The following is a 25,000-nucleotide window of genomic DNA, read 5'->3' on the forward strand; positions in this document are numbered from 1 at the left end:
AAAATTTTTATTTTTTATTTTCAAAAATGAATTTAAAATAAATAAGAGAACAGACGCTCTTTCACAAATTTATTTTTCTTTATTGGTAAATACAATATATTGCAACATAAAAATCTTCACACACTATATATCCGATTTTCTGCAAAATTCAGGCTCTTTAATAATATAAGGTATCTATTACAATAAATTACAAATAGCTTTTTGTAATTGCAATTTTAATTTTGTTGCGTTATAATAAAGCAGAATGGTATTTTATCAAAATGGGATAATTATGGAAAACAGGTGCAAGGTTAGGCACCGCCGGAAGGGAAAGATTAAATAATGGACTCTTTTGAAGACGCATGGAAAGTCATAGACGGTTACTGCAAGTCAAAAATTACGGACATTGCCTATAATACATGGATCAGCAGAATCCAGCCTATTGACCTTGACTTTGAGAACGGAACCGCATACCTGCTTGTTCCGAACGATTTTCATGCTCAAACACTGAGAAGATGTTATATGAAGCTTCTCAACGAGGGATTCCGTGAAATTTTCGGAACAGAATTTAATATTGAATTTAGAACCCCTGCAAATGTAACAAACAATCCAAAGCCGCCTGCCGCGGCAACAATTACAACATCGGCATCAACTGCCCCTCTTTTGCAGAGTCCTGAAAACATTTCATATGAATACACCTTTGACACATTTATTGTCGGCGCGTCAAACAAGTTCGCTCACGCAGCGTGTCTTGCTGTTGCGTCAAATCCGTCATACGCATACAATCCTCTTTTTCTTTACGGAAATTCAGGACTCGGAAAAACTCACCTTCTGTATGCTATCGGCAATGAAATTAAAAAGAACGATCCGTCAAAAGTGATTTGCTACATAAAAGGCGATGACTTCACCGTTGAACTTATCGAATCAATTCAGCTTGCAAAAATGAACGAGTTCAGACAGAAATTCAGACAGGCTGATATTCTTCTTGTAGATGATGTTCAGTTCATCGGCGGTAAGGAAAGAACTCAGGAGGAGTTCTTCCATACCTTTAACACACTTTATGAAGCAAGAAAACAGATTGTACTAACATCGGACCGTCCTCCAAAGGAAATAAAAACGCTTGAGGATCGTCTGCGTTCAAGATTTGAGCAGGATCTCATTGCGGATATTCAGCCTCCGGATCTTGAAACAAGAATCGCTATTATAAAAAGAAAAGCGGAGCTTGACGGTATTGAGCTTTCGGATGAGCTTTGCAACTACATTGCTTCAAAAATCAAATCAAATATCCGTCAGCTTGAGGGTACTGTAAAGAAAATCAAGGCAAAATACTACCTTAACAGCGAAAAACCGACTGTCAGCTCAGTTCAGGGCATTATTTCCGATATTCTCAACAATGAAGCCCCGCCCGAGGTTACCGTTGACAGGATTATTGACGAGGTTGCAAGAACCTACGGCGTTACTGCCGATGAAATCCGTTCTCAGAAAAACCGCAGTGCAAATATAAGCAATGCAAGACATATTGCAATCTACCTTACAAGAGAGCTTACAACTCTCTCAATGGTTGCAATAGGTGAAAAGTTCGGCAACCGCCATTATTCCACCATTATATATACACTTCGCAAGGTTGACGAGATGATGGCTAAGGACAGAAAAGTTAAGGAACTCATCGACGATACAATCAAAAATATCCGAGGCTGAAAGCCCGATTTTATTTAACTGTTTATTCAACATTCCACACACATTTTTCCACATTGTGTTGAATATTTTACCTGAGAAAAAATTTGTCAACAAAAGCTAACAAATCAAAAAACTTCTTTTGTTTATGCTTTTATTCAGTGTCAATGCGGATTCTCACCGTTTTTTGACATTTTGACATTCCCTACTATAACTACAATAAAAATATAATAAAAAGACAGGAGAAAATACACACGATGAAAATTTCATGTTCACGAACAGATTTGGGATTAGCCATTTCAAATGTGTCAAGAGCCGTGTCAACAAAGGCATCAATTCCCGCACTTGAAGGCGTTTTAATAAAAGCATACGGAAGTACTCTTAATATTTCGGGATATAATCTTGAAATCGGTATAACAACCGACATTGAGGCAACAATCAAAGAGGAAGGTGAAATCGTAGTAAGTGCGAAGCTTTTTCTTGATATTGTACGCCAGCTTCCGGAAGAGGTTGTGTTTATCGAAACAGACGAGCGTATGGTAACATACATAGCCTGCGGTAATGCAAATTATCAGATTGTCGGAATGTCATCGGTTGAATATCCGGATCTTCCGTCGTTTGAGCAGACTGACGGAATCTTCCTCAATGCAAAGGTCTTGCGTGAAATGATCAGACAGACTGTTTATGCCGTAAGTGAAAACACCGCAATGCCGATTTATACAGGTTCTCTCTTTGAAATTGAAAACGGTATATTCAAAATTATTGCAATTGACGGCTACAGAATGGCTATTCGCAGTGAAAATATCGACAGCGACAGCAAAAATGCTTTTGTTGTTCCCGGAAAAACTCAGCACGAGGTACTTAAGCTCCTTATTGATGATGAAGAAACAACAGAAATCATTATCGGTCAAAGACATATTGCATTTAAAATTAAAAATTATAAAGTTATCTCCCGTCTTATAGAGGGTACATTTATAGACTACAAGTCCGCAATCCCGAAAGACACAAAAACAGAGGTAGTTATTAACACAAGAACAATAATCAACGCAGTTGAAAGAATGTCGCCGATTAACAACGACAGAATGCAGAGTCCCGTAAGATGTACTTTCTCCGATGACGAAATCAAGCTTTCGTGTATTTCGTCTATCGGCAGAGCGGACGATGTAATCTCTGTTCCGATTGTCGGTGAATCGGTTGAAATCGGTTTTAACAACAAATATCTGCTTGACGCATTGAAAAATGCAGATACGGACGAAATAAAACTTATTCTCAACGGTCCCCTTATGGGTATGATTGTAAAGCCCGTCAAAAGCGACAGTTATCTAAGCGTTGTTGTTCCTATGAGGTTGGCAAATGAAAATTGAGAAAATTAAGATAGACAGCGAATATATAAAATTGCAGGATTTACTCAAGCTCGGTGGTGCTGTTGAAACAGGCGGACAGGCAAAAGTTGTAATTCAGAACGGAGATGTCACCGTAAACGGTGAAGTCTGCACCATGAGAGGAAAAAAGATGCGAAAAGGCGATATTGCTGTTTTTGATAGCCTTGAGATAATCGTTGAATAACTTTGGGATTGATGAAGTAAGTGAAGGTAATTGCTCTTAAATTTGAAAATTACAGAAATTTAAAGGACAATATAATTTCTCCGTGTGACGGAGTAAATATAATTTACGGCGACAATGCTCAGGGCAAGACAAATTTACTCGAATCACTCTGGTTTTTTTGCGGAGGTCACAGCTTTAGAGGCTCAAAGGACAGCGAGGTAATTAACTGGGACAGGAATTTTGCAAAAATTGAAATGCGTTTTTTCGGTCAGGACCGTGAGCAGACTGCAAAAATCCTATTCAAGGGCGGAAAAAAGACCGTTGAAATCAACGGCGTACAAAAAAATTCCGCAGCAGCGCTTATAGAACGCTTTTGTGCAGTTGTATTTTCTCCCGAACATCTCAGTCTTATAAAAAGAGGACCGGGTGAACGCAGAAAGTTTATTGACAGTGCAATTTGTCGCGAAAAACTGAAAAATGCCGTTGTTCTTTCAAAGTACAACAGAATCCTTAACCAGAGAAATTCACTTTTAAAAGATATTTACAGGAGGCCTTCACTTGAAGATACTCTTTCAGTGTGGGATGAACCTCTTTTAAAAAACGGTGCTGTGCTTGTAAAAAAAAGAATCGACTATGTAAAAATGCTCTCCGACCGTGCTGTTAAGTACCATGACGGAATTTCAAAGGGTAAGGAAGAATTGAAAATCCGATATGTGTCGGGCTGTGATATTACAGAGGATGACAGTACCGATGAGATATACGAAAAGCTGAAAACAAAGCTTGAAACACATAAAAGTGACGATATACGGACAGGTTTTACAAATTACGGTCCTCATCGTGACGATATAGAAATTATAATAAACGGCAAAAATGCCAAAGCTTTTGCATCTCAGGGACAGCAGCGAAGCGCTGTTCTGTCGCTGAAGCTTGCCGAGGCGTCTGTTTTGCGTGAAAGAATGGGTGAAGAACCGGTGATTTTGCTTGATGATGTACTTTCTGAGCTTGACGCCAAAAGACAGGATTTTTTACTCAACGAACTTCACGGCTGTCAGGTATTCATCACCTGCTGTGAAAAATCAAATAAAGAACAGCTCAGAAACGGAAAAATTTTTCTGCTGAATAACGGAGTGGTTAGCTGATGTATCTTCATCTCGGACAGGATACCGTTGTCACCGTTGAAACGGTAATCGGAATTTTCGATATAGACGAATGTACAGTTTCAAAAAAAACAAGGGACTATCTTACTGCCGCCGAAAAAAACGGCAATGTTGTCAATGTTTCTTATGAATTGCCAAAATCCTTTGTTGTCTGCGAAAAAAAAGGTAAAATAACGGTTTATATCAGTCAGCTTTCATCAAAAACGCTCATTAAAAGAAGTCAGGCACCGTATAAAGAGCTTATGTGCCGTTGAAGTCGTATAATAAAAAGGAGTTCTGCATATGAAAATGAGAAAATGCCCCTACTGCGGAAGAAGAATTTCATACACTTCTGCCTTTGCAAGCAGAAGAAAAGCCGAATTTGTCTGCCAAAAGTGTGGTAAGGAGAGCAAGGTTGCAGTCAATAAAAAGGTGATTTTGATTTTTATTCTTGCTGTCGTAATTTCACTTGCAATTATGTCAGGCTGGATAATGGCAGGACTTTCAAGCAATCCGCTCGGAATTTTGCTTGTTGCAATTCCTCTGATTATTTTTGCGGCTTTAACACCGAGCTTTGTTCACTATGAGCCGTTCAAAAAATATAAAAAATCAATGGAGGCAAAAAAGGCAGGCATTGCCTATTCCGACAATCTTCTCACCTCGGAGCTTGACAAAGACGATAACTACACCTTCCCGAGTATAAATACTCAGCAGAATGAAGGCGACGATAATTTTGAAATTAACACGGATGTGTTCAATAAAATCAGGGCTGAAAGAAATGCCGCAAGACAAAGACTGGATTCAAACGAAATTTCTTCGGATTCTTCATCCTTTGCAAAGCAGGAATATGTTCCCATAATCAACAATACAAGTGAAAATCATGCCTCAAGCGGAGCGTCACTCAAAAAAATACACTCCGAAGCTCCTGCCCGTCACACAGTCAGCAGGAACAGGCATTACATAAATTCCGATGAAACCGCAGAAAACAAAAAATCCGATGACGGCAACCGTTATTCGGTCAACAGAAAATTTTAATCGGTGATAAAGTGTTCAAGCTTCCCATATGTCCGCATTGCCGAACAATTTACCGTTACGGCGATGTAAGAAAAAATCTCAATATCAAAATTCACACCTGCTATCACTGCAAAAAGCAATTCAAAACCTCATTTTCGGGCTTATGGATTTTGCTTTTGATTATTATTGCAATCGGAATTATTGTAAATCTGATTGAAATATCAGTTTTTGCAAGAACAAATGTGACAGCACTTTTGGTTACAAACATTATACTTGTACTGTTTTTTCTGCTTTTTGTGCCGTTTTTTACAAAATTCAGAAAATTCGGAGAAGATATGCAAAAAGATAAAAATATAACAGCATCAAAAAAACAGCAGAAAAAACAAACGAACACAAGCACTGTTCGTAAATCGAATAAACGGAGGTAAGCGTTTTGGATAATCTTGAAAATAACGAAAATATGAATGAGAATATTGAAGAAATCAGCGAAAATGTAAATAATGAAGCCGTTGACGAAGCCTATGAAAAAGAGCTTGAGGCTGAAGAATTGGTTGAATTTGACGGAGAATCCGAGGGTATGGAGCTGTCAAAGGTTGAACAGGAATACGGAGCTGATGAAATTCAGGTTCTTGAGGGACTTGAAGCAGTCAGAAAGCGCCCGGGTATGTACATCGGTTCAACAGGTCCGAGAGGACTTCACCACCTTGTTTACGAAATTGTAGATAACTCAATCGACGAAGCACTTGCAGGTTATTGTACAAAAATTGATGTTGTCATCGAAAAGGGCGATATAATCAGAGTAACCGATAACGGCCGTGGTATTCCTGTCGGCGTGAACAGCAAAACAGGACTCCCTGCCGTAACGGTTGTATTCACCGTTCTCCATGCCGGCGGTAAATTCGGCGGCGGCGGTTACAAGGTTTCGGGCGGTCTGCACGGCGTAGGTGCGTCAGTTGTAAACGCACTTTCCGAGTGGCTTGAAGTCAAGGTTTGTGACGGCGAGAATGTTTACTTCCAGCGTTATGAAAGAGGAAAAATTGTAACCGACCTTCAAAAAATCGGCAAGTCTGATGTTAAGGGTACGGAGGTACGCTTTAAAGCCGACCCCGAAATTTTTAAAGAAACCACGGTTTACGATTACAGCGTTCTTGAAAGAAGACTTCGTGAACAGGCATTTCTTAATGCAGGCGTTCACATTGAACTTCGTGACGAGCGTGATCTTGAAAATATTATTCAGAATAACTTTGTCTATGAGGGCGGTATCAGGAGCTTTGTTGAGTACATTCACAAAAAGCGTTCTCTTGAGGTTATTCATCCCGATGTAATTTACTTTGCATCAAGAAATGCAGATGATACAATTGCAGTTGAAATTGCAATGCAGTACAATGAAAGTTATAACGAAAATCTGCTCACTTTTGCAAATAACATTCATACAACCGACGGCGGTACTCATGAAGAAGGCTTCAAAAGAGCACTCACCTATGTTATGAATGACTATGCAAGAAAGTTCGGAAAACTGAAGGATAATGATAAGAATCTCAGCGGTGAAGATGTTCGTGAAGGACTTACCGCAATTGTCAGCGTAAAGCTCAAAGAGGCTCAGTTTGAAGGACAGACCAAGGCAAAACTCGGTAATACCGAGGTAAGAGCAATGGTTGACCGCCTTATGAGGGACAAGCTTTCGGTTTATCTCGAAGAGAATCCTGCCGTTGCAAAGGTAATTTTTGAAAAGGCGCTTGCATCGTCAAGAGCAAGAGAGGCTGCAAGAAAAGCAAGAGAAAATGCAAGAAGAAAATCTCCTCTTGACTCTGCACAGCTTCCGGGTAAGCTTGCCGACTGCCAGTCAAAAGACAGCAGCGAAACAGAAATCTTCATAGTCGAGGGTGACTCTGCAGGCGGTTCCGCAAAGGGCGGCCGTGACAGAAGAATCCAGGCTATCCTCCCTCTTTGGGGTAAAATGCTCAATGTAGAAAAGGCAAGAATCGACAAGGTTTACGGAAACGACAAGCTGATGCCGGTTATTACGGCACTCGGAACAGGCATAGGCGATGAGTTTGATATTTCAAAGCTCAGATATGACAAGGTTATTATTATGGCGGATGCCGATGTTGACGGTTCGCATATCAGAACTCTTCTTCTAACTTTCTTCTTCAGATATATGCGTCCGCTCATTGAAGAAGGTCATGTATATATCGCACAGCCACCGCTCTTTAGAGTTACAAAGGGCAAAGAGCATAAATATGCGTATTCGGACCTTGAGCGTGACCAAATTTTGGCACAGATTGAGGGCAAAACCGAGGTTCAGCGATACAAAGGTCTTGGTGAGATGGACTCCGAGCAGCTTTGGGAAACAACAATGAATCCCGAAACAAGACTTATGCTCCGTGTTGATCTCAGCGATGCAGAACAGGCAGACGAAACCTTCACAATCCTTATGGGTGACAAGGTTGAGCCGAGAAGAGATTTCATTGAGAAAAATGCAAAATATGTACAGAATCTCGATGTCTGATATATTACGATAAACCAAAATTTAAAAAACGGGGTGATTTTATGCACGCAAGAACAAAAGTTACAGTTCGTTACGCAGAAACGGATAAAATGGGAATTGCACACCACTCAAATTATCCTATTTGGTACGAAATAGCAAGAAACGACTATATCAAAATGTTCGGAATCAGCTACACGGATATGGAAAACGCAGGTGTAATGACTCCGCTCTTGAACCTGAGCTGTCATTACGGAATCCCTGCCCTTTATGAGGACGAGCTGATTATCCGCACTTGGGTGCAGACTATCACAGCCGCAAGAATTATTTTTACATACACGGTTAAGCGTATAGAAAAGGACGGCTCGGAAACCGAGCTTGGCTACGGTACAACCGAACACGGTTTTGTAGACTCCAAAACATTTCGTCCCACAAGCATCAAAAAACGCTTTCCAAAACTCTATGAAGGTATTTCGGCCGCAGTAAAACACTTCTAACAGCGTGTCGCCGGCAGCGTGCCGCTGCACCCAATTCGAGAATATAGTTTGTGAAATTAAAAAATAAATTTTCCCGACCAAATTCATACACACTTTTCATCACATCAAAAAATATGTGTAAAACAAATCGTTTCATCAAGGCGGGCGTCCAATGAACGCCCCTACTGAAACAAAATTACACGCTAAACTAATTAAAAAACGCAAAATAACATTATTATAAATTATTGAACAGACAGTAACAAGAGCTTAAAAAGCGAGGAAAGAATATGGATAACGAACAGAATCAGAACAAGGATGCAAGAATTATTGATGTCGATTTGCAAAATGAAATGAGAAAAAGCTTTTTGGATTACTCCATGAGCGTTATCGTTTCCCGTGCATTGCCCGATGTCAGGGACGGTCTTAAGCCTGTTCACAGAAGAATACTCTACACAATGAATCAAATCGGTCTTGACCCGTCAAAGCCGTACCACAAGTGTGCCGACACTGTAGGTCAGGTGCTGGGTTCGTATCATCCGCACGGTGATGCCTCGGTTTATGATGCAATGGTTCGTCTTGCACAGGATTTTTCCATGAGATATATGCTTGTTGACGGTCACGGTAACTTCGGTTCGGTGGACGGTGATCCGCCTGCCGCATACCGTTATACAGAGGCGAGAATGAGCAAAATTTCTCTTGAAATGCTCACGGATATTGAAAAAAACACGGTTGACTTTATGTCAAACTACGACGACCGTCTTAAAGAGCCGACTGTTCTTCCAAGCCGTTTTCCAAATCTTCTTGTAAACGGTTCAAGCGGTATTGCCGTTGGTATGGCAACCGAAATTCCGCCGCATAACCTCGGTGAAACAATTGACGCAGTCTGCACTCTCATTGATAATCCCGACGCTGAACTTGCCGAGATTATGGAGTGTATGCCCGGTCCCGACTTCCCGACAGGCGGTATAATTATGGGCAGAAGCGGTATTCGTGCCGCCTATGCAACAGGCCGCGGAAAAATTACCGTAAGAGCCAAGACTGAAATTATCGAAGCTAAAAACGGCAGATATAAAATTATCGTTACGGAGCTTCCGTACAAGGTCAACAAAGCAAGACTTATTGAAAATATTGCCGACCTCGTAAAGGATAAGAGAATTGAGGGTATTTCAAATATTGAAGACCACTCCGACCGTAAGGGTATGCACATTGAAATTGACATCAAGAGAGATGCCTCACCGCAGATTGTCCTTAACCAGCTGTTCTCATATACACAGTTGCAGACAACCTTCGGTGCTATTATGCTCTCTATCGTTGACGGTGAGCCTAAAATTCTTTCACTCAAGGAAATGCTCCAATGCTACATTGAATTTCAGGCTGAGGTTATTCGCCGTCGTACTGATTTTGACCTCAAAAAAGCCCGTGACAGAGCTCATATTCTTGAGGGCTTGAAGATTGCACTTGATTTTATTGACGAGGTAATCAAAATCATCAGAAACAGCAAGGATACTGCAAGTGCAAAAGCAGGTCTTATGGAGCGTTTCGGTCTTGATGATGTTCAGGCTCAGGCTATTGTTCAGATGCGTCTTGGACAGCTCACAAATATGGAGCAGACTAAGATTGAGGACGAAATTGCAGCCCTCCACGCAAAGATTGAAGAATATCTCGAAATTCTTGCAAGCGAGTCAAGACAGCTTGAAATCGTAAAAGAAGAAATTATGCAGATTCGCAACAAATATGCCGATCCGAGAAGAACAGAAATTTGTGCTGTAAGCGGTGAGGTTGATATTGAGGATCTTATTCCGCAGGAGGAGTGCGTTCTTACACTTACACAGTTTGGATATGTAAAGCGTCTTTCTGCCGATACCTACAAAATTCAGCGCAGAGGAGGCCGTGGCGTATCGGGTATGTCACGCCGTGAAGAAGATATTGCGGCTGAAATGTTCGTAATCAATTCACACGATTATGTTCTGTTCTTTACCGACAAGGGCAGAGTTTATCGCCTTAAATGCTATGAAGTTCCCGAAGGAAGCCGTCAGTCAAAGGGTGTGAACATTGCAAACCTGTTGCCGATTTCGCCCGATGAAAAGGTAACTTCAATGATAAGAGTGCCTGAATTTGACGAGGAAAAATACCTTGTTATGGTCACCCGTCAGGGCATTATCAAGCGTATTGAACTCAATGCATACAACACCTCAAGAAAGGGCGGCCTTATCGCTCTTGAACTCAACGAGGGTGACAAGCTTGCGTGGGTAAGAATGACTGACGGCAACAGTCAGGTTATTATCGCCACTAAGAAGGGTATGGCTATCCGCTTTAACGAAACCGACATCCGTGCAATGGGCAGACAGGCTCGAGGTGTTAAGGCAATGGCTCTCAAAGAGGGCGACTGCGTAGTCGGAATGAGCGTTGTCCGTGACGGCGGTCTTGTTCTCACAGTTTCCGAAACAGGCTACGGCAGACTTTCAAGTCCCGATGATTACCGTGTTCAGAGCCGTGGCGGTAAGGGCCTTACCAACTACCACACGGAAAAATACGGCGATGTTGCCGCTATCAAGGTGGTAAACCTTGATGATGATATTATTATCATCTCGGAAGAAGGCATTATTATCAGAATTGCAGCCGAATCAATCCGTGTTTGCGCCCGCCCGTCAAAGGGTGTAACCGTGATGAAGGTGAACGGTAACGACAAGGTTGTTACAATTGCCCGTGTTCCCCATATTGACGGTGAAGATGATGAATCAGCCGAGAGCGAAGATAACGCAGAAAATGGTGAATCGTCAGAAACGGTTGCAGAAGAAGCTTCCGAAAATAACGAGGGAGAAACTTCTGAATCAACCAAAGAAAATACGAAAGAATAATTAGCAAAAAAAAGAAAACTCCACTTTTTTAAGTGGAGTTTTTGACACATATGAAAATCTGGTGATTTGATGAAAAAATCTTTAGCTTTGATTGTTGCCGTAATGCTTTTGCTGTCACTTTTCGGCTGTTCTGACAAGTCAAAGGCTGATGTTTCGGGTGTTGTAGATGCACCCGATAAAATTTCTACTCTTGATGAGGCAAAAATAAGCAAGAACCCGAACATTCGCCAAAAGAGCGAAAATGTAAACGGAATGTGTTATGCAATCACACTTGAGGAGTTTACTCATAACTATAATGAGATGCTCAAAGAAACGGGCAGTCTGGATATGATAAATCCAAAGGGATGGAAAATGCTCGGCAGTCCGCAGGATGACGCTAACGGTACGGAATATCAGTACTATTACTATGATGCCGACAAAATCAATCTTACAGCCTCGGTTGAAACAAAGACAAATTATATTATGAATATCGGTCTTGGCACAACAATGAGCAACTTTGTTTCGATTGAAAACGAGAAAAATAACAGCGACGCAATCTTAATGAAGAGTGCTGTTATGGCTGTTGCCGTGAGCGGAATGGGCATTGACGAGGTTGATACAATTCAGGATATTTTTTATCGCACAACCTTTGAAAATACAAATGAGCTATGGTACAACGGCAATGTGTACGCTTTGAGTATGAATGAGGATAAAGGGGACAGCGAACGCAGTACAATGCTGTTCCGCACTTTTCCGATTTCGGAAGATGTAAAGGAAAACTGGGGCATTGACGAGTATGAAAGCTATGTGGCAAATGCAAGCCAGATAACAACAAACGCAAATTAAAAATGAATTTTGCAAAAAGACAAGGCGACTATCGTTTTCGATAGCCGCCTTATAGTTTAATCTGTTCTGTTATTTGTTTTTCGTTTTCTTTCTGTCAACAGCCGTTGCAGCAATAAACACGCCACCGCTGACAAACAGCAAAGCAATCCATAAAATTATATTACCGCTATTGCCGGTTTTCGGTGAGGCAGTATTTGCCGTGTTGTTTAGTTGGTCAGCAGAACTGCTTTCGGAAGAAACGGTGTTTGTCGGCTTATTTACTTCGTCATCCGAACTGCTTCCAAAACCGATTGCAGGAATATCAACGGCAGTCTTTTTGTAACCGCAGACGGTGCATTCCTCATGCTTTGAGCCTTTTTCGGCATTAGTGGCTTCCTTGTCAATAATCCATTTAAAGTTGTGAGCCGTTATATCAGCCTTGTTGCCGCACTCACATTCGTGCCAATGATTTGTGCTGTCATATTTCCACTCCGTGCCGTAGTCGTGATTGTGAGAATCAATTTTCGGAATGTCAACGGCAGTCTTTTTATAACCGCAGACGGTGCATTCCTCATGCTTTGAGCCTTTTTCGGTAGTAGTGGCTTCCTTGTCAACAATCCATTTAAAGGTGTGAGCCGTTATGTCAGCCTTGTTGCCGCACTCACATTCGTGCCAATGATTTGTTTCATCATACTTCCATTCCGTACCGTACTTGTGTGTATGTCCGTCTGCGGCAGGAGTCATTGTCAGATCAGTGAGAACCCACATAGTACCGTCAGAACCATCGCTGGCATCGCCTTCATAGCGCTTATAATTCACAAATTCGCCGTTGATCTTCAGCTTGGTGTTGGGTCCGAATACATAAGTGGTATTTTCGCTTTCAACATAGCCCACAGCCACCACATATACACCGTAATGATAGGTCTTTCCGGCTTCAAAAGCGGTGATCTTGTTAGTATAAATGTCGCTGCCCCACTCCGGCTCTGTAGAAACTATGCCGGTATTCTCGTCTAAGCTCCACCACTCACAACGGAATGCATACGGAGTGTCGTTAGGCACCGTTCCTGTGAATACAGGCTTATCACCATCTTTAAAGCTGACAGTGGCGTCATTGATCTCCACCACATCAATAACTTTCACGGTGGTCGGCATCATGGTCAATACATTGCTGAACCAAATGGTTTCGCCGTTATCGTCTACATTGATCTGATCAGGTGTCAGGGTGATTTCTTCACCGTTGATATAGAGCTTTGTGTTCTTATCAAAGCGGTAGCCCTCTTCCATGCCCAAGTCGGAAATCTTGAAATATACGCCATAGGTGTAACTCTTTCCGGCTTCAAATTCCGTAATGAGCTTGCCGTTGTAACGCTCGTTCCAGTAGTCGCTGGAGGTAATGCCATAGCCACTGCCGTCATTGGCATCCCACCGCTCATGGTCGAGATCAATAAACGGATCCACGGCGCTGGTCATAAAGCTCGGTTTGTCGCCGGCATTAAAGTTGGTACGAGCAATAAAGTCAATTTTCGCTACAGCCTGACCGGGGCGCATATTCATACCGTAGGTCACAACACAGGTTCTGTTGTCATCCAGCGTCATAGCAAATGAGCCTTCGGGCAGACTTTTGCCGTTGAGGGTAATATCATCGGCTGAAATGCTGTCACTAAAGATGTAGCCGTCTTTGGCTTCCAATCGTACGGAATATTCATACTTGCCATCCTTATCAAAGGAGGTAAGATCTGCATAACCTGAGGGACAATAGTCCTCGTCTGAATACCAGTATGCCACGGATTTGGTTGTGTACTCATCGGTTTTTTCCAGCTTACCCCAACATTCATAGAGAATATCGTATTTATCTCGGTCTGCGGTTGCTGCCGTGGCTGTGGTGCGTGGGGTTTCGCCGTCCTTATAGTCCAACTTCACATTTTCCACGGCGGCGGAGGTAATGACAGTATTCTGTTTTGTCGGTGTAATCGTTTTAACAGCAGGGACATACAGGTATTCCCCACTCAGACTCGATTTTACGCTTTCCCCATTCACTGTAACGGTGGTTTCGCTGTTGAAGGAATATCCATCCTTCGGTTTCAGCATAAGAAAATACACATATTTTTTTCCGCTTTCAAATTCTGTGATGGTCGGCAGAGAGCCATGCGAGCCGTTATCGGAATACCAGGCGGCAACGGGTTCGTTGTTTTCGAATTCCTGCCAGCATTCATAAGCGATTTCATATTTATCGGCATCGGCATTATATACCTCTGCCGTTGCCTGCGGAGTGTCACCCGAACGATAAGCGAATTTTACATTCTCAATGCAGACATTATTTATAGTTGCTTCGTCCTGAGAACCTTCATCAATAGCTTGCACAATCAGGTCGTAGGTTGTTTGATACACTTGATATTGATGAACAACAATATTCTTATTCACGCTTCCGGAAGCTGCGTTTTCGAGAGCATCCTGATCGCCGACGAGTATATCGCCATCTGGTGCAATTATATTACCACTCTCAAAATGATCAAGAATAAATGTGTTATTACGGTTTTCAATGGTAATATTTCCTCGTGAAGAAAATTGTGCAATGATTTCATCATCAATTCTTTCGATTTCTGCCTGCACCGCATCACTGTTAAAATTGCCTTCAACGAAATCCCCTGATTTGGTCACTTCTGTTGTTTCTGCCACATTGCCGTCTGCATTTTTAATGGTGACCTGCGCAGTTGTTTCAACCTTTGTGTGATAGAAATGGCTATAGGTGTTAGTGGTATTGTCTCCGGTCACATCTGTTACACCGGCATATGCTGTAATCGGCACAATGGATAGTGCCAAGCACAAAGTCAGCAGAACAGTCAACAGTTTTTTTGGTTTTGTTTTTTTCATATTCATCTTCTCCTTTCAACGGCTAACGCCGCATAAAATGTTTTTTGGCTGTATCCGTTTGGTATTATTACCGTCTGTTACCGCCATATTGGCAGGTTGGCTGTGATGAACACAACCCCGTATACCTGTCAAAGATTTCACCATTATTTTAGCATATTTTACGCACAATTTTACCATAATTCCAAAAAAGTCAATTGACTATTTTGGAATTATTCTGTAATATACTCTTATAACATTGTTAAAAACAAACTCGATTGGAGTGATATCTATGAAATTTTCTGAAAAATTAAACGATTATATCGAGCAGTTGTCCTGTACGGGAAAAGATATCTGTAATTTATCCGGCATTTCTGCGGCATCTCTCAGCCGATACAGAAACGGCGAACGCGTGCCGGAGTTTGGAACAAAGCCTTTTGAGGATTTATGCTGTGCGCTGGCACAGATTTCCGCACAAAAAGGAGAGCTGCAAATTACCGCTGACGCTGTGAAAAAAGCGTTTGTAAGCTGCGATGATTTTGTATCCACAGACAAGGAGCTGCTGCGGAAAAATTTCAACACACTTCTCTCTGCACTCAATGTCAATCTGACGCAGTTGTGTCAGTACACTAACTATGATGCGTCTGCTATTTTTCGCATTCGTAACGGCTCAAGAAAGCCCGGAGATGCCGAGCGTTTTGCATCTGCGGTTGCTTCCTTTGTTACAAGAACAATGCAGATGCCGTCCGAAATTGCCGCCGTTGCAGAATTGATTGGCTGTGATATTGATGAAATTTATGATTTGTCGGTTCGATACGCAAAAATAAAAAGCTGGCTTTTGAAACAGCCTGTGCAAAAAGCCGAAAGCAACAGCGTTTCAAAATTTTTAAGCAAGCTGGATGACTTTGATTTGAACGAATATATCAAGGTTATTAAGTTTGATGAGCTGAAAGTTCCGTCCGTACCGTTTCAGATTCCGTCCTCCAAGACATATTTCGGTATAAAAGAAATGATGGAGAGCGAGCTTGATTTTTTGAAATCAACCGTGCTTTCAAAATCATCAGCCCCTGTGATAATGTACAGCGATATGCCGATGAAGGAAATGGCAAAGGATCCGGAGTTCCCAAAAAAATGGATGTTCGGTATGGCGATGATGCTAAAAAAAGGACTGCATCTTCATCAAATACATAATCTTGACCGTTCTTTTGATGAGATGATGCTTGGTCTTGAAAGCTGGATACCGATGTATATGACAGGGCAGATTTCTCCCTACTATTTCAAGAATGCTCCGAATGATGTCTTTCTGCATTTTTTGAAGGTGTCGGGAATTGCCGCACTTTCGGGCGAAGCTGTTGCCGGATACCATTCCGACGGCAAATACTATCTGACAAAGGTAAAGCGTGAGGTGGAATATTACCGAAAAAGAGCCGAGGAAATGCTGAAAAATGCCTATCCCTTGATGGAAATTTACCGCAGTGAACGAAAAAATGAGCTGAATGCCTTTCTTCTTGCCGATATAAAAACAGCAGGCAAACGCCGCAGTATTCTGTCCTCTCTGCCGTTGTACACAATAAGCGATGAACTTCTCAACCGTATTCTTACACGGAACAATATTGATGCAGAGTTAAAAGAAAAAATAAAAGAGTATGCAAAAACACAAAGACAGCAAATTAAAATAATTCTTGAAAATGAAAGGATTGAAGATGAGATACCTGATTTTGTACAGGAAAATTTTACGAAAAGTCCTCCCATGCTGGAACTTTCGGGTATATTTTGTGAAGAGGATATTCCGTATAACGAAGAGGAATATACTGCCCATTTGAAAGAATCAATGGCTTTTGCAGAGCATAACCCGAATTACACATTAAAGTGCAGTACGGCGCACGCATTTAATAATCTGAAAATTATAATTCACGAGGGACAATGGGTGATGGTGTCCAAAGGAAAAACGCCCGCAATCCATTTTGTCATTCGTCATCCCAAGCTTCGCAGTGCGATAGAATGCTTTATTCCGCCGATAACGGAAGATGAGTAAGTCGGTAAATTAAATATAACAAGCATATAAATACCGCAACAAAACAAGCGACAGTTTAATTTCTGTCGCTTGTAATTATACTTTATTCTGTTTTACATTACATATATCATGTATCGAGTTCAATAACTACAAATTCTGCCGACATGGGCGGAATTGTGAGTATACCGTTCTCAAGTTTTGAACCGAAAACAGGTTTGCCGTCTGCATATCCGGGCGGCATTTTTGCCTCGACTTCATAATCATAGAGATTGAATGTGCAGAAAATAGCGGAATCTTTGTCGTGGCGGATATATGAAATTCTTCTTTCCTCCGAAAGAACATTTATAAAATCACCGTCCCACAATGCCGAACAGCTTTTTCTTACATTTGCAAGCTTTTTGTGCCATTCAATGAGTGCCTTATTTTCTTTGCCCCACGGATAACAGCAACGGTTGAACGGATCACGATATCCCTCCATTCCTGCCTCGTCACCGTAATAAATACACGGAAATCCCGGGAGAGTAAACTGCATTGCGCTTGCAACCTTGAGCAGCTTTACACCGAGTTTTTTATGCTCGTCATCAAGCTTAGTGTCAGCCTGCCATTCTCTGTCCTTGCCGTCAAGCGGTTCGCCTGCCATAACTGTGATTGCTCTTTCGGTATCGTGAGTAGAAAGTGAATTCATCAGCACTCTGAGAACAGGACGGGGATAGTTTTCGATTACGCTCATAATCTGATCCATTGTGTATTTGCCGTGCTGACCCTTGCAGAAGTTAAGAATTGCATCCCTGAACACATAGTTCATAACGGAGTCAAACTGTTCGCCGAGCAAGAACTTTCTTCTTGCGCCGTAGCTTTCCTTGTTGCTTGCGTCCTCCCACACTTCACCGACGAGAAATGCGTCCGGATTTTCGTCCTTAACGGATTTGCGAAGATTTTCAATGAATACATCGGGAAGCTCATCTGCAACATCAAGCCGCCAACCCGAGTTGCCGCATTTCATCCATTTTCTGACTATACCGTCTTTGCCGTTGATATATTCGTTGAATGACGGAGTTTCCTCAATAACCTCGGGCAAAGTGTCAAAACCCCACCAGCTTTGGTAATTGTTCGGCCATTCGTTGAATTTGTACCAGCTGAAATACGGCGAATTTTTGTCGTTATACGCACCGCCCTTGCCGTATCTGCCCGAACGGTTGAAGTAAACGCTGTCGCTTCCGGTATGAGAAAATACGCCGTCATTTATAATGTGTATTCCCCTCTTTTTAGCCTCTGCGCAAAGGTGCTTAAAATCTTCCTCTGTTCCGAGAATCGAATCAACCTTTGAATAGTCGCCCGTATCATAGCGGTGGTTTGAGTATGCCTCGCTGATAGGATTAAGGTAAATACAGCTTACACCGAGGCTTTCAAGGTAATCAAGCTTCATCGTAATTCCCTTGAGGTCGCCCATAAAGAAATCATTGTTCTTAATTATTCCGTTTTCATCGGGTTTCCATTCGGGAAGAGCAAACCAATCCTTGTTGCGTTTGAAGTCGGTACGCTTAATATTCTTTTCTTCACCGCTGAAATAAAAACGGTCGGGAAAAATCTGATACATAACTCCGCCGACAAGCCAGTCGGGAGTTTTAAAGCCTTTTTTGTAGCAGGTAATCTGCCAGCTTCTGCCCATATAGTCTTCAATTGTGCTGACCGTGTACGGATCGGACGGAATAACATATCTTGTCCTGTCAATGCCGGTAAGCTTGAAATTGTACCAGTAAAGACCGATTTTCTCGGGAGTAAAGTCACACTCCCAAATTTCGGTATCCTCGTCAAATTTACCGCACCAGATAAGCTCGGTAAATTCCCAGTTGTAATCGTAATCGTATTTTACGCACAGCTGTGCTTTTTGTGTATGCTCTGTCTTTGGCAAAAGAATTCTGAAATGAATCTCGGTACCCTGTTCAACCGCACCAAACGGTGAACGGTAGTAAATTTTTCGTGAATCAAACGGTACGGGCATATAATCACTTCCCATAATAATATATTCCGAAATATAGATTTTGTTTTGGCGGTTATGCCCTGTTAATCGGAAATTAGGACAAATCCGCCAAAATGACGCAAAGATTATTTTATCATAAGAGAATAAATATTTCAACCAAAATAGGTCGAAATTGGAATAAAATCGCTAAAAGCCGTGCAATTAAAAAAATATTCAAACAATCTTCTCTTTGCTCTTTTATTATCTTTTGTTTTATATTATAATATATGATGATTACTTGTGTAAAAAAGTCGATTGAGTACGAAAAAGCTATTTAAGGGAGATGTATTCCTATGGAAAAAAAGAAGATAAGCGTTCAGATTGAGGGCAGAAACTATTCGCTTATAACAACAGATGATGAAAAGTATGTTCATAAGGTTGCAAATGAGGTTGTATCCCACATCAGAAAGGTTGCGCAAAGCACAAAACAGCTTGATACCCGCGACTGTGCAATTCTTGCGGCACTTAACTTTTGTGACGACCGCAACAAGGCTGTTAAGAAGAACAAGGACTATGTTGAAAAGGCTGACAAAATTATTCAGCAGACAAATGAACTCAACAGACTTTGCAAGGAATACAGGGATAAGCTTACCGAGTCGATGAATGATAATACAAGACTTACTATGAATAACAGAGAACTTGAAAAGAGAATTGCGGTTCTCAGACATGAGGTTTCTCAGCTTAAAGAAAAGCTCGGAAGTGTTGAGAAAAGCGAAGAAAAAGCCGAGTCGAAAAAATCTGAGCCTGAAACAAATTCAGTTCCAAAGGGAAAAAAGATTTCAAGCGCTAAAAATAACATAACAGAGCAGTCAGATAATATACCTGTAAATGTTCTGTCAAACGAGGCTAAAAAAACAGAACAGGAATTGCGTAACGAGGAGCTTCTCGGTTATGTTCCTATGACGCAGTTCTCTCTGTTTGATGAAGATAAGAAATGAAAAAGATAGAAATACTTGCTCCGGCAGGCAGCTTTGACAGCGTTATTGCCGCCGTAAGGAGCGGAGCGGATGCGGTTTATCTCGGTGAAAAGTCATTTTCCGCCCGCTCATCAGCGAAAAATTTTGATGATGAAGAACTAAAGAAAGCGACGGCATACTGTCACATTCACGGTGTAAAGGTGTATGTCACAATCAACACGATTGTGTTTGACGACGAGCTTGAAAAGCTGAAAAAAGCCATAATTTCAGCCGCAGAGGCTGATGTTGACGCACTCATTGTTCAGAATATTGGCGTAGCAAGGCTTGCACACGAGCTTGTTCCCGAGCTTGCGCTTCACGCGTCAACCCAGATGAGTATTCACACTGCATCGGGTGTAAAGGCACTTTATGAAATGGGCTTCAAGCGTGTTGTCCTTGCCCGTGAAATGAGCAAAAAAGAAATTGAAAAATGCTGTGAAATTCCGGTTGAACTCGAAGTTTTTGTTCACGGTGCATTGTGTATGTGCGTTTCGGGACAATGCTACCTCAGCGCAATGATAGGCTCAAGAAGCGGAAACCGCGGCGCCTGCGCACAGCCGTGCCGACTTCCGTTTTCCGTAAACAATCAAAAGGGCGGTCACGCTTTAAGTCTTAAAGACAACAGCATTGTAAATTACCTCGGCGAGCTTCAAAATATGGGAGTTGCCTCGGCTAAAATTGAGGGCAGAATGAAACGCCCCGAGTATGTTTCAGCCGCAGTAAGGGCGTGTGTTGAACAGCGTGATTTCGGCTTTATCAGCGACAAAACTCAGGAAATGCTCAGAGGAGTTTTTTCACGAACAGGCTTTACAGACGCTTATTACATCGGCAAAACGGGAAGTCATATGTTCGGCACAAGAACAAAATCGGATGTTGTTTCTGCCGATGAAAAGCTGTTTTCGGCAATCCGTTCTTCCTACAAGGACGAAATCGGAAATGTTGAAATAACCTTTGATTTTACGGCAAAACTCGGCGAAAATCCCGTCTTAGTCGCTTCTGACGGAGTTCACACCGTTAAAAAGATTTCAGATACCGTAACCGAAAAAGCAATCAACAGACCTCTTGACAAAGAAAAATGCGAAAAACAGCTTAAAAAAACAGGCTCAACGGCATATAATCCCACCGATGTGAACATAAATATTGATGATAACATTTCAATTCCGCTGTCGGTTCTCAATTCCTTGCGAAGAGAAGTTCTTAATGAACTCGACACGGCGAGAAGTGTTGTTCACAACTACAAAATCAACCGTGATTACGAAATAGCTTTTCCAAAATTCACACCGCCTGTGGAAAAAACCACCCGTGCAAGAGTGCCTCAGACAAAGCTTTCCGATGCTTTTAAGAAATGCGAGCTTGTTTTTGTTCCGCTTTTTGCCGACAAAAGGGAGCTTGTAAGGCTCAAAAACGAGGGCTTTAACATCGGTGTTGAAATTCCGAGAGGAATGTTCGGACGGGAAGATACGATTGCAAAAAAGCTTTCCGAGATGAAAGAAATCGGCATATCCGATGTGCTTTGCAACAATCTCGGAGCATTATACATTGCCAAAAATCTTGGGTTCACACTTCATTCGGGGTTCGGAATGAATTTTGTAAATACCCTTGACCTTTTGTGGGCGGAGGAATACGGAATCAAGGATGCAGAACTCAGCTTTGAACTCGATTTTAAGCGTATTAACGCACTTGGAGGCAACATTCCGAGGGGAATTATCAGCTACGGCTATCTCCCTCTTATGCTTTGCAGAAGCTGCCCTGTCAGGGGCGCAGGCATAGAATGTAAATCCTGCAAAAATCAGTCAAAAATGAAGGATAGAATAGGCAAACAATTTTTACTGAAATGTGACGGAAACTGTACCGAAGTTTTGAATTGCGACTTGCTTTTTGTTTCGGATAAACAATTTTTAACATTTTCAACATCTTTTAACATTTTTAGATTTACTGTTGAAAACTATGTTGAAACCGTTGAAAGTCTTAACGAATCAAGCCTTATTTCAATGTTGAAAGAGAAATTAACATATGGATTATATCGCAGGGGTGTTAATTAAGATGTTGAAAATGTTAAAATAATCATTATTGTTTTGTTGAAAAGCTGAATTTTCCTTTCCCGAAAATAAAAAAATCTTATTTTCCGTGAAATAATTTTATAATAGAAAAATAAAATTACAAATGAATAATTCCTGCAAAAAATGCAGGAAATGAAGGATGGTAACTATGACAATCAAAATAAAAAAAGTAAAAGACAATGCAAAAATCCCAAAAAGAGCCACAAACGGCTCTGCAGGTATGGATTTATATGCCTGCATTGACGAAAAAATTACAATCAATCCGGGTCAGCTTGTGCTTGTGCCGACAGGCATAGCAATTGAACTTCCCGACAACAGCGTTGCCGCATTTCTCTATGCAAGAAGCGGTCTGGGAATCAAGCACGGCATCTGCCTTTCAAACGGTGTGGGTGTTGTTGACAGCGACTACCGCGGAGAAATCTGCGCAGGTCTTTGCAATGTTTCGGACAAGCCTTATGAGATTGAGCCGTTTGAGAGAATCTGTCAGATGGTCATCGCTCCCGTTGTTCCGTGTGATGTTGAAGAAGTTACAGAACTTGGCGACACAGAGCGCGGTGAGGGCGGTTTTGGCTCAACAGGCAAAAAATAAAAAAAATTCGACAATTTATCATTGCCCTTAATTGCGAAAAGATATATGATAAGTATATACTGTCTAAGTAAAATACATTTGGGTATTACAGCATAGAAGGAGGCTGTGGGATGTTTTCATTTTCAAAGGATATAGGAATTGACCTCGGAACTGCAAACACTCTTGTTTGTCTTAAAGGAAAGGGAATAATTTTGCGTGAACCGAGCGTTGTCGCAGTTGATATGCGTACCGACGAGGTTCTTGCAGTCGGCTCACAGGCAAAAGAAATGATTGGCAGAACTCCCGGTTCCATAGTTGCGGTTCGTCCGCTCAAGGACGGAGTTATTGCCGATTTTAAAATAACCGCAAAAATGCTTCAGCACTTTATCAAAAAGGCGGTGAAACCCGGAATTTTCAGCAAGCCGAGGGTTATAATCTGTATGCCTTCGGGTGTTACCGAGGTTGAAAGAAAGGCTGTTGAGGACGCCGCGTATCAGGCAGGTGCAAAGCCTCCGGTTGTCCTTATCGAAGAACCAATGGCTGCCGCAATCGGCGCAGGTATGCCCGTTGACGAACCGTGCGGAAGTATGGTTGTTGACATCGGCGGAGGCACAAGCGAGGTTGCCGTAATTTCTCTCGGTGACATTGTTACAGCCTGTTCCGTAAGAGTTGCCGGAGATAAGTTTGACGAGGCGATTTCAACCTATATCAAAAGAAAATATAATCTTCTCATCGGTGAAAGAACTGCCGAAGATATCAAAATGAAAATCGGCTCCGCATATCCGGGTGAGGAAGAAAAAAACCTTGTTGTCAAGGGCAGAAATCTTGTTGACGGACTTCCCAAGGATATTACAATTTCCTCAGCCGAGGTCAGAGAGGCTCTTGCCGATCCGCTTGCAACAATTATTGAAGCAATAAGGACAACTCTTGAAAAAACTCCGCCTGAGCTTTCAGCCGACATAATCGACCACGGTATTATGCTCACGGGTGGCGGTGCGTTGCTCAAGGGACTTGATATGCTTGTTATGCAACAGACGGGTATGCCCGTTCACATTGCCGAAAGACCTCTCGACTGTGTTGTTGACGGTGCAGGCAAAAGACTCGGCAAACCGCTCGGTGTTCAGTACAAGCACGATAGATAATAAAAATCGACAAAGTAAGGTCGGGCAGATTTTGAAAATTACCGCCCGACCGTATTTGTAATATTTGTAATATAAATATGAGATATGAGAAATTTTTTACATAATAAAAACTCAAAAATTCTGATAATTACACTCGTCATACTAACTGTGATGAGTGTTTTCTCTCATAACGGCAGTAACATTTTTTCGGGTGCGGTAAACACGGTTACAAAAGGACTTTCAACGCTGACCGCAGGTGCGGCATCTTCCGACAAATCAAAGGAAGAGCTTGAAAAAGAAAACGAACAGCTTAAAAAGGAAAATGCCGAACTCCGTGAACAGCTTGTTGACTACCTTGACACCAAGGAAGAAAATGCAAAGCTGTGGAAATATTATGAGCTGAAAAAGGAAAATCCGTCATACGATATTCTTCCTGCCGGTGTGCTGAGAAGGGATGCGAACGATGATTTCTACTCGTTCACTCTTGACAAGGGTTCAACAGACAATGTGGAAAAAAATGATCCCGTAATCACGGAAAACGGTCTTATCGGCTGGGTGAGTGATGTTGAACTCACGACCTGTCGGGTAAGAACAATTCTTTCGCCCGACACCAAAGCGTCTGCAATTGACAAAAAGACTTCCGACAACGGAATCATAAGCGGAAACGCTGAATATTGTGACGATAATCTCACCTGTCTGACAAAGATTGCAGAGAACAACAAAATCAAAGTAGGAGACATTGTTGTAACCTCGGGAACAGGCGGAGTTTATCCGAAAAATCTCATAATCGGCAAGGTTAAAGAACTGAAGTTCAATTCCTATGACACAACCCGTTATGCTGTTGTTGAGCCGTATGAGGACATCCGCACCGTGACTTCTGCCGCAATTATTACCGATTTTGACGGCAAGGGCGAGGTTAAAAAATGATGAGAGCTTCAAGAACTTTTTTTCGATTTTTCGGCTATTCCCTGCTGTTAATAATTATGTATGTTTTTCAGGGTTCGGGTTTTATAATTCCCGAAATTTTCGGCGGCAGACCGCTTATGTTGATTTCACTTGCACTCTGCATTGCTTCTTTTGAAAACACTTTGCCGTCGGTAATTTTCGGTGCGTTGTGCGGTGTGCTGACGGATATTTCATTTGACGGCAGTATCGGCTATTTTGCCTTTGCACTTACGGTTGTCTGCTATGCGGAAAACTTTGTGTTCAGCAAATATTTTGTGCCGTCATTTGTTACCGTTATCGTGTTTTCATTTGCGGCGGTAATGACGGTAATGTTGATTTATTATCTGCTGTTTGTCCTGATTGCAGGGCTTGACAGCGGTTGTTTGTTGTTTGTACGGCACTACATTTCAAGAATACTTTACACATTTGCCGTGACAATTCCGCTGTATTTTCTTACGGCATTTTTAAACAAAAATCTTTAATCTTTGTGAAAGGGAG

Annotated in this window: 20 protein-coding genes; 18 read left to right on the top strand and 2 right to left on the bottom strand. The window is 41.8% G+C overall.

Translation table 11 applies throughout. The annotated features are described in order from the left end of the window. The first annotated feature begins 321 nt into the window (after window positions 1-321). From dnaA to RBATCC27255_RS00835, 11 genes are all read left to right on the top strand, one after another. On the top strand, window positions 322-1,677 hold the full coding sequence (gene dnaA, locus RBATCC27255_RS00785) for a chromosomal replication initiator protein DnaA (RefSeq protein WP_101028308.1): 1,356 nt from the start codon (window positions 322-324) through the stop codon (window positions 1,675-1,677). A 233-nt stretch (window positions 1,678-1,910) separates the two neighbouring features. Further along, complete coding sequence (gene dnaN / locus RBATCC27255_RS00790) at window positions 1,911-3,017, top strand: DNA polymerase III subunit beta (RefSeq protein ID WP_101028309.1); 1,107 nt, start codon at window positions 1,911-1,913, stop codon at window positions 3,015-3,017. Beyond that, window positions 3,007-3,219 carry an RNA-binding S4 domain-containing protein gene (locus RBATCC27255_RS00795; RefSeq protein ID WP_187128344.1) on the top strand — a complete coding sequence of 71 codons (213 nt, stop codon included), beginning with the start codon at window positions 3,007-3,009 and terminating at the stop codon, window positions 3,217-3,219. Before dnaN ends, RBATCC27255_RS00795 begins: the two co-directional genes overlap by 11 nt. A gap of 20 nt (window positions 3,220-3,239) precedes the next feature. Further along, window positions 3,240-4,337 (top strand): DNA replication/repair protein RecF, encoded by a 1,098-nt coding sequence (gene recF, locus RBATCC27255_RS00800; RefSeq protein ID WP_101028310.1) that lies wholly within the window; start codon window positions 3,240-3,242, stop codon window positions 4,335-4,337. Then, a complete protein-coding gene (gene remB / locus RBATCC27255_RS00805) occupies window positions 4,337-4,609 on the top strand; it encodes an extracellular matrix regulator RemB (RefSeq protein ID WP_101028311.1) in 273 nt (90 codons plus the stop codon). The genes recF and remB overlap by 1 nt, the downstream gene beginning before the upstream one ends. Window positions 4,610-4,637: 28 nt before the next feature. After that, window positions 4,638-5,369, top strand: a complete 732-nt coding sequence (locus tag RBATCC27255_RS00810) for a hypothetical protein (protein WP_101028312.1) — start codon at window positions 4,638-4,640, stop codon at window positions 5,367-5,369. A gap of 11 nt (window positions 5,370-5,380) precedes the next feature. After that, window positions 5,381-5,776, top strand: a complete 396-nt coding sequence (locus tag RBATCC27255_RS00815) for a hypothetical protein (protein ID WP_101028313.1) — start codon at window positions 5,381-5,383, stop codon at window positions 5,774-5,776. A 149-nt stretch (window positions 5,777-5,925) separates the two neighbouring features. After that, a complete protein-coding gene (gene gyrB / locus RBATCC27255_RS00820) occupies window positions 5,926-7,857 on the top strand; it encodes a DNA topoisomerase (ATP-hydrolyzing) subunit B (protein ID WP_242958522.1) in 1,932 nt (643 codons plus the stop codon). 41 nt (window positions 7,858-7,898) lie between these two features. Further along, the gene (locus tag RBATCC27255_RS00825) at window positions 7,899-8,330 is read left to right on the top strand and encodes an acyl-CoA thioesterase (RefSeq protein ID WP_101028314.1); all 432 of its coding nucleotides are present in this window, start codon (window positions 7,899-7,901) and stop codon (window positions 8,328-8,330) included. Between the two features lie 266 nt (window positions 8,331-8,596). Continuing rightward, window positions 8,597-11,167: a DNA gyrase subunit A gene (gene gyrA, locus RBATCC27255_RS00830; RefSeq protein WP_101028315.1), complete on the top strand. Its 2,571-nt coding sequence runs from the start codon at window positions 8,597-8,599 to the stop codon at window positions 11,165-11,167. A gap of 69 nt (window positions 11,168-11,236) precedes the next feature. Next, window positions 11,237-11,992: a hypothetical protein gene (locus RBATCC27255_RS00835; protein WP_101028316.1), complete on the top strand. Its 756-nt coding sequence runs from the start codon at window positions 11,237-11,239 to the stop codon at window positions 11,990-11,992. A 69-nt stretch (window positions 11,993-12,061) separates the two neighbouring features. Here RBATCC27255_RS00835 and RBATCC27255_RS00840 read toward each other — a convergent pair whose 3' ends face one another. Next, a complete protein-coding gene (locus RBATCC27255_RS00840; protein WP_101028317.1) occupies window positions 12,062-14,842 on the bottom strand; it encodes a hypothetical protein in 2,781 nt (926 codons plus the stop codon). Between the two features lie 268 nt (window positions 14,843-15,110). On the opposite strand from RBATCC27255_RS00840, the gene RBATCC27255_RS00845 reads away from it, so the two are divergent. Beyond that, window positions 15,111-16,853 (top strand): hypothetical protein, encoded by a 1,743-nt coding sequence (locus tag RBATCC27255_RS00845; RefSeq protein WP_101028318.1) that lies wholly within the window; start codon window positions 15,111-15,113, stop codon window positions 16,851-16,853. 106 nt (window positions 16,854-16,959) lie between these two features. On the opposite strand, the gene RBATCC27255_RS00850 is transcribed toward RBATCC27255_RS00845, so the two are convergent. Next, on the bottom strand, window positions 16,960-18,849 hold the full coding sequence (locus RBATCC27255_RS00850; RefSeq protein WP_101028319.1) for a glycoside hydrolase family 13 protein: 1,890 nt from the start codon (window positions 18,847-18,849) through the stop codon (window positions 16,960-16,962). Between the two features lie 296 nt (window positions 18,850-19,145). Between RBATCC27255_RS00850 and RBATCC27255_RS00855 the strand changes: the two genes are divergently transcribed. The 6 genes from RBATCC27255_RS00855 (at window position 19,146) to RBATCC27255_RS00880 (ending at window position 24,984) form a co-directional block, all read left to right on the top strand. Further along, the gene (locus RBATCC27255_RS00855; protein WP_101028320.1) at window positions 19,146-19,790 is read left to right on the top strand and encodes a cell division protein ZapA; all 645 of its coding nucleotides are present in this window, start codon (window positions 19,146-19,148) and stop codon (window positions 19,788-19,790) included. Beyond that, window positions 19,787-21,850 carry a peptidase U32 family protein gene (locus RBATCC27255_RS00860; protein WP_101028321.1) on the top strand — a complete coding sequence of 688 codons (2,064 nt, stop codon included), beginning with the start codon at window positions 19,787-19,789 and terminating at the stop codon, window positions 21,848-21,850. The genes RBATCC27255_RS00855 and RBATCC27255_RS00860 overlap by 4 nt, the downstream gene beginning before the upstream one ends. A 166-nt stretch (window positions 21,851-22,016) precedes the next feature. Next, window positions 22,017-22,457, top strand: a complete 441-nt coding sequence (gene dut, locus RBATCC27255_RS00865; protein WP_101028322.1) for a dUTP diphosphatase — start codon at window positions 22,017-22,019, stop codon at window positions 22,455-22,457. Window positions 22,458-22,567: 110 nt separating this feature from the next. After that, window positions 22,568-23,578 carry a rod shape-determining protein gene (locus RBATCC27255_RS00870; protein WP_101028323.1) on the top strand — a complete coding sequence of 337 codons (1,011 nt, stop codon included), beginning with the start codon at window positions 22,568-22,570 and terminating at the stop codon, window positions 23,576-23,578. 150 nt (window positions 23,579-23,728) lie between these two features. Beyond that, window positions 23,729-24,484: a rod shape-determining protein MreC gene (gene mreC / locus RBATCC27255_RS00875; protein ID WP_169923193.1), complete on the top strand. Its 756-nt coding sequence runs from the start codon at window positions 23,729-23,731 to the stop codon at window positions 24,482-24,484. Then, the gene (locus RBATCC27255_RS00880; protein ID WP_101028325.1) at window positions 24,481-24,984 is read left to right on the top strand and encodes a rod shape-determining protein MreD; all 504 of its coding nucleotides are present in this window, start codon (window positions 24,481-24,483) and stop codon (window positions 24,982-24,984) included. Before mreC ends, RBATCC27255_RS00880 begins: the two co-directional genes overlap by 4 nt. Window positions 24,985-25,000: the final 16 nt, after the last annotated feature.

The organism is Ruminococcus bromii (genome assembly GCF_002834225.1).
In the GTDB taxonomy this organism is placed as follows: Bacteria; Bacillota; Clostridia; order Oscillospirales; family Acutalibacteraceae; genus Ruminococcoides; species Ruminococcoides bromii.

Coding starts and splice junctions, on each gene's coding strand:
- dnaA (WP_101028308.1), top strand. CDS start 322: ATGGACTCTTTTGAAGACGCATGGAAAGTCATAGACGGTTACTGCAAG.
- dnaN (WP_101028309.1), top strand. CDS start 1,911: ATGAAAATTTCATGTTCACGAACAGATTTGGGATTAGCCATTTCAAAT.
- RBATCC27255_RS00795 (WP_187128344.1), top strand. CDS start 3,007: ATGAAAATTGAGAAAATTAAGATAGACAGCGAATATATAAAATTGCAG.
- remB (WP_101028311.1), top strand. CDS start 4,337: ATGTATCTTCATCTCGGACAGGATACCGTTGTCACCGTTGAAACGGTA.
- RBATCC27255_RS00810 (WP_101028312.1), top strand. CDS start 4,638: ATGAAAATGAGAAAATGCCCCTACTGCGGAAGAAGAATTTCATACACT.
- gyrB (WP_242958522.1), top strand. CDS start 5,926: ATGGAGCTGTCAAAGGTTGAACAGGAATACGGAGCTGATGAAATTCAG.
- RBATCC27255_RS00825 (WP_101028314.1), top strand. CDS start 7,899: ATGCACGCAAGAACAAAAGTTACAGTTCGTTACGCAGAAACGGATAAA.
- gyrA (WP_101028315.1), top strand. CDS start 8,597: ATGGATAACGAACAGAATCAGAACAAGGATGCAAGAATTATTGATGTC.
- RBATCC27255_RS00835 (WP_101028316.1), top strand. CDS start 11,237: ATGAAAAAATCTTTAGCTTTGATTGTTGCCGTAATGCTTTTGCTGTCA.
- RBATCC27255_RS00840 (WP_101028317.1), bottom strand. CDS start 14,842: ATGAAAAAAACAAAACCAAAAAAACTGTTGACTGTTCTGCTGACTTTG.
- RBATCC27255_RS00845 (WP_101028318.1), top strand. CDS start 15,111: ATGAAATTTTCTGAAAAATTAAACGATTATATCGAGCAGTTGTCCTGT.
- RBATCC27255_RS00850 (WP_101028319.1), bottom strand. CDS start 18,849: ATGGGAAGTGATTATATGCCCGTACCGTTTGATTCACGAAAAATTTAC.
- RBATCC27255_RS00855 (WP_101028320.1), top strand. CDS start 19,146: ATGGAAAAAAAGAAGATAAGCGTTCAGATTGAGGGCAGAAACTATTCG.
- RBATCC27255_RS00860 (WP_101028321.1), top strand. CDS start 19,787: ATGAAAAAGATAGAAATACTTGCTCCGGCAGGCAGCTTTGACAGCGTT.
- dut (WP_101028322.1), top strand. CDS start 22,017: ATGACAATCAAAATAAAAAAAGTAAAAGACAATGCAAAAATCCCAAAA.
- RBATCC27255_RS00870 (WP_101028323.1), top strand. CDS start 22,568: ATGTTTTCATTTTCAAAGGATATAGGAATTGACCTCGGAACTGCAAAC.
- mreC (WP_169923193.1), top strand. CDS start 23,729: ATGAGTGTTTTCTCTCATAACGGCAGTAACATTTTTTCGGGTGCGGTA.
- RBATCC27255_RS00880 (WP_101028325.1), top strand. CDS start 24,481: ATGATGAGAGCTTCAAGAACTTTTTTTCGATTTTTCGGCTATTCCCTG.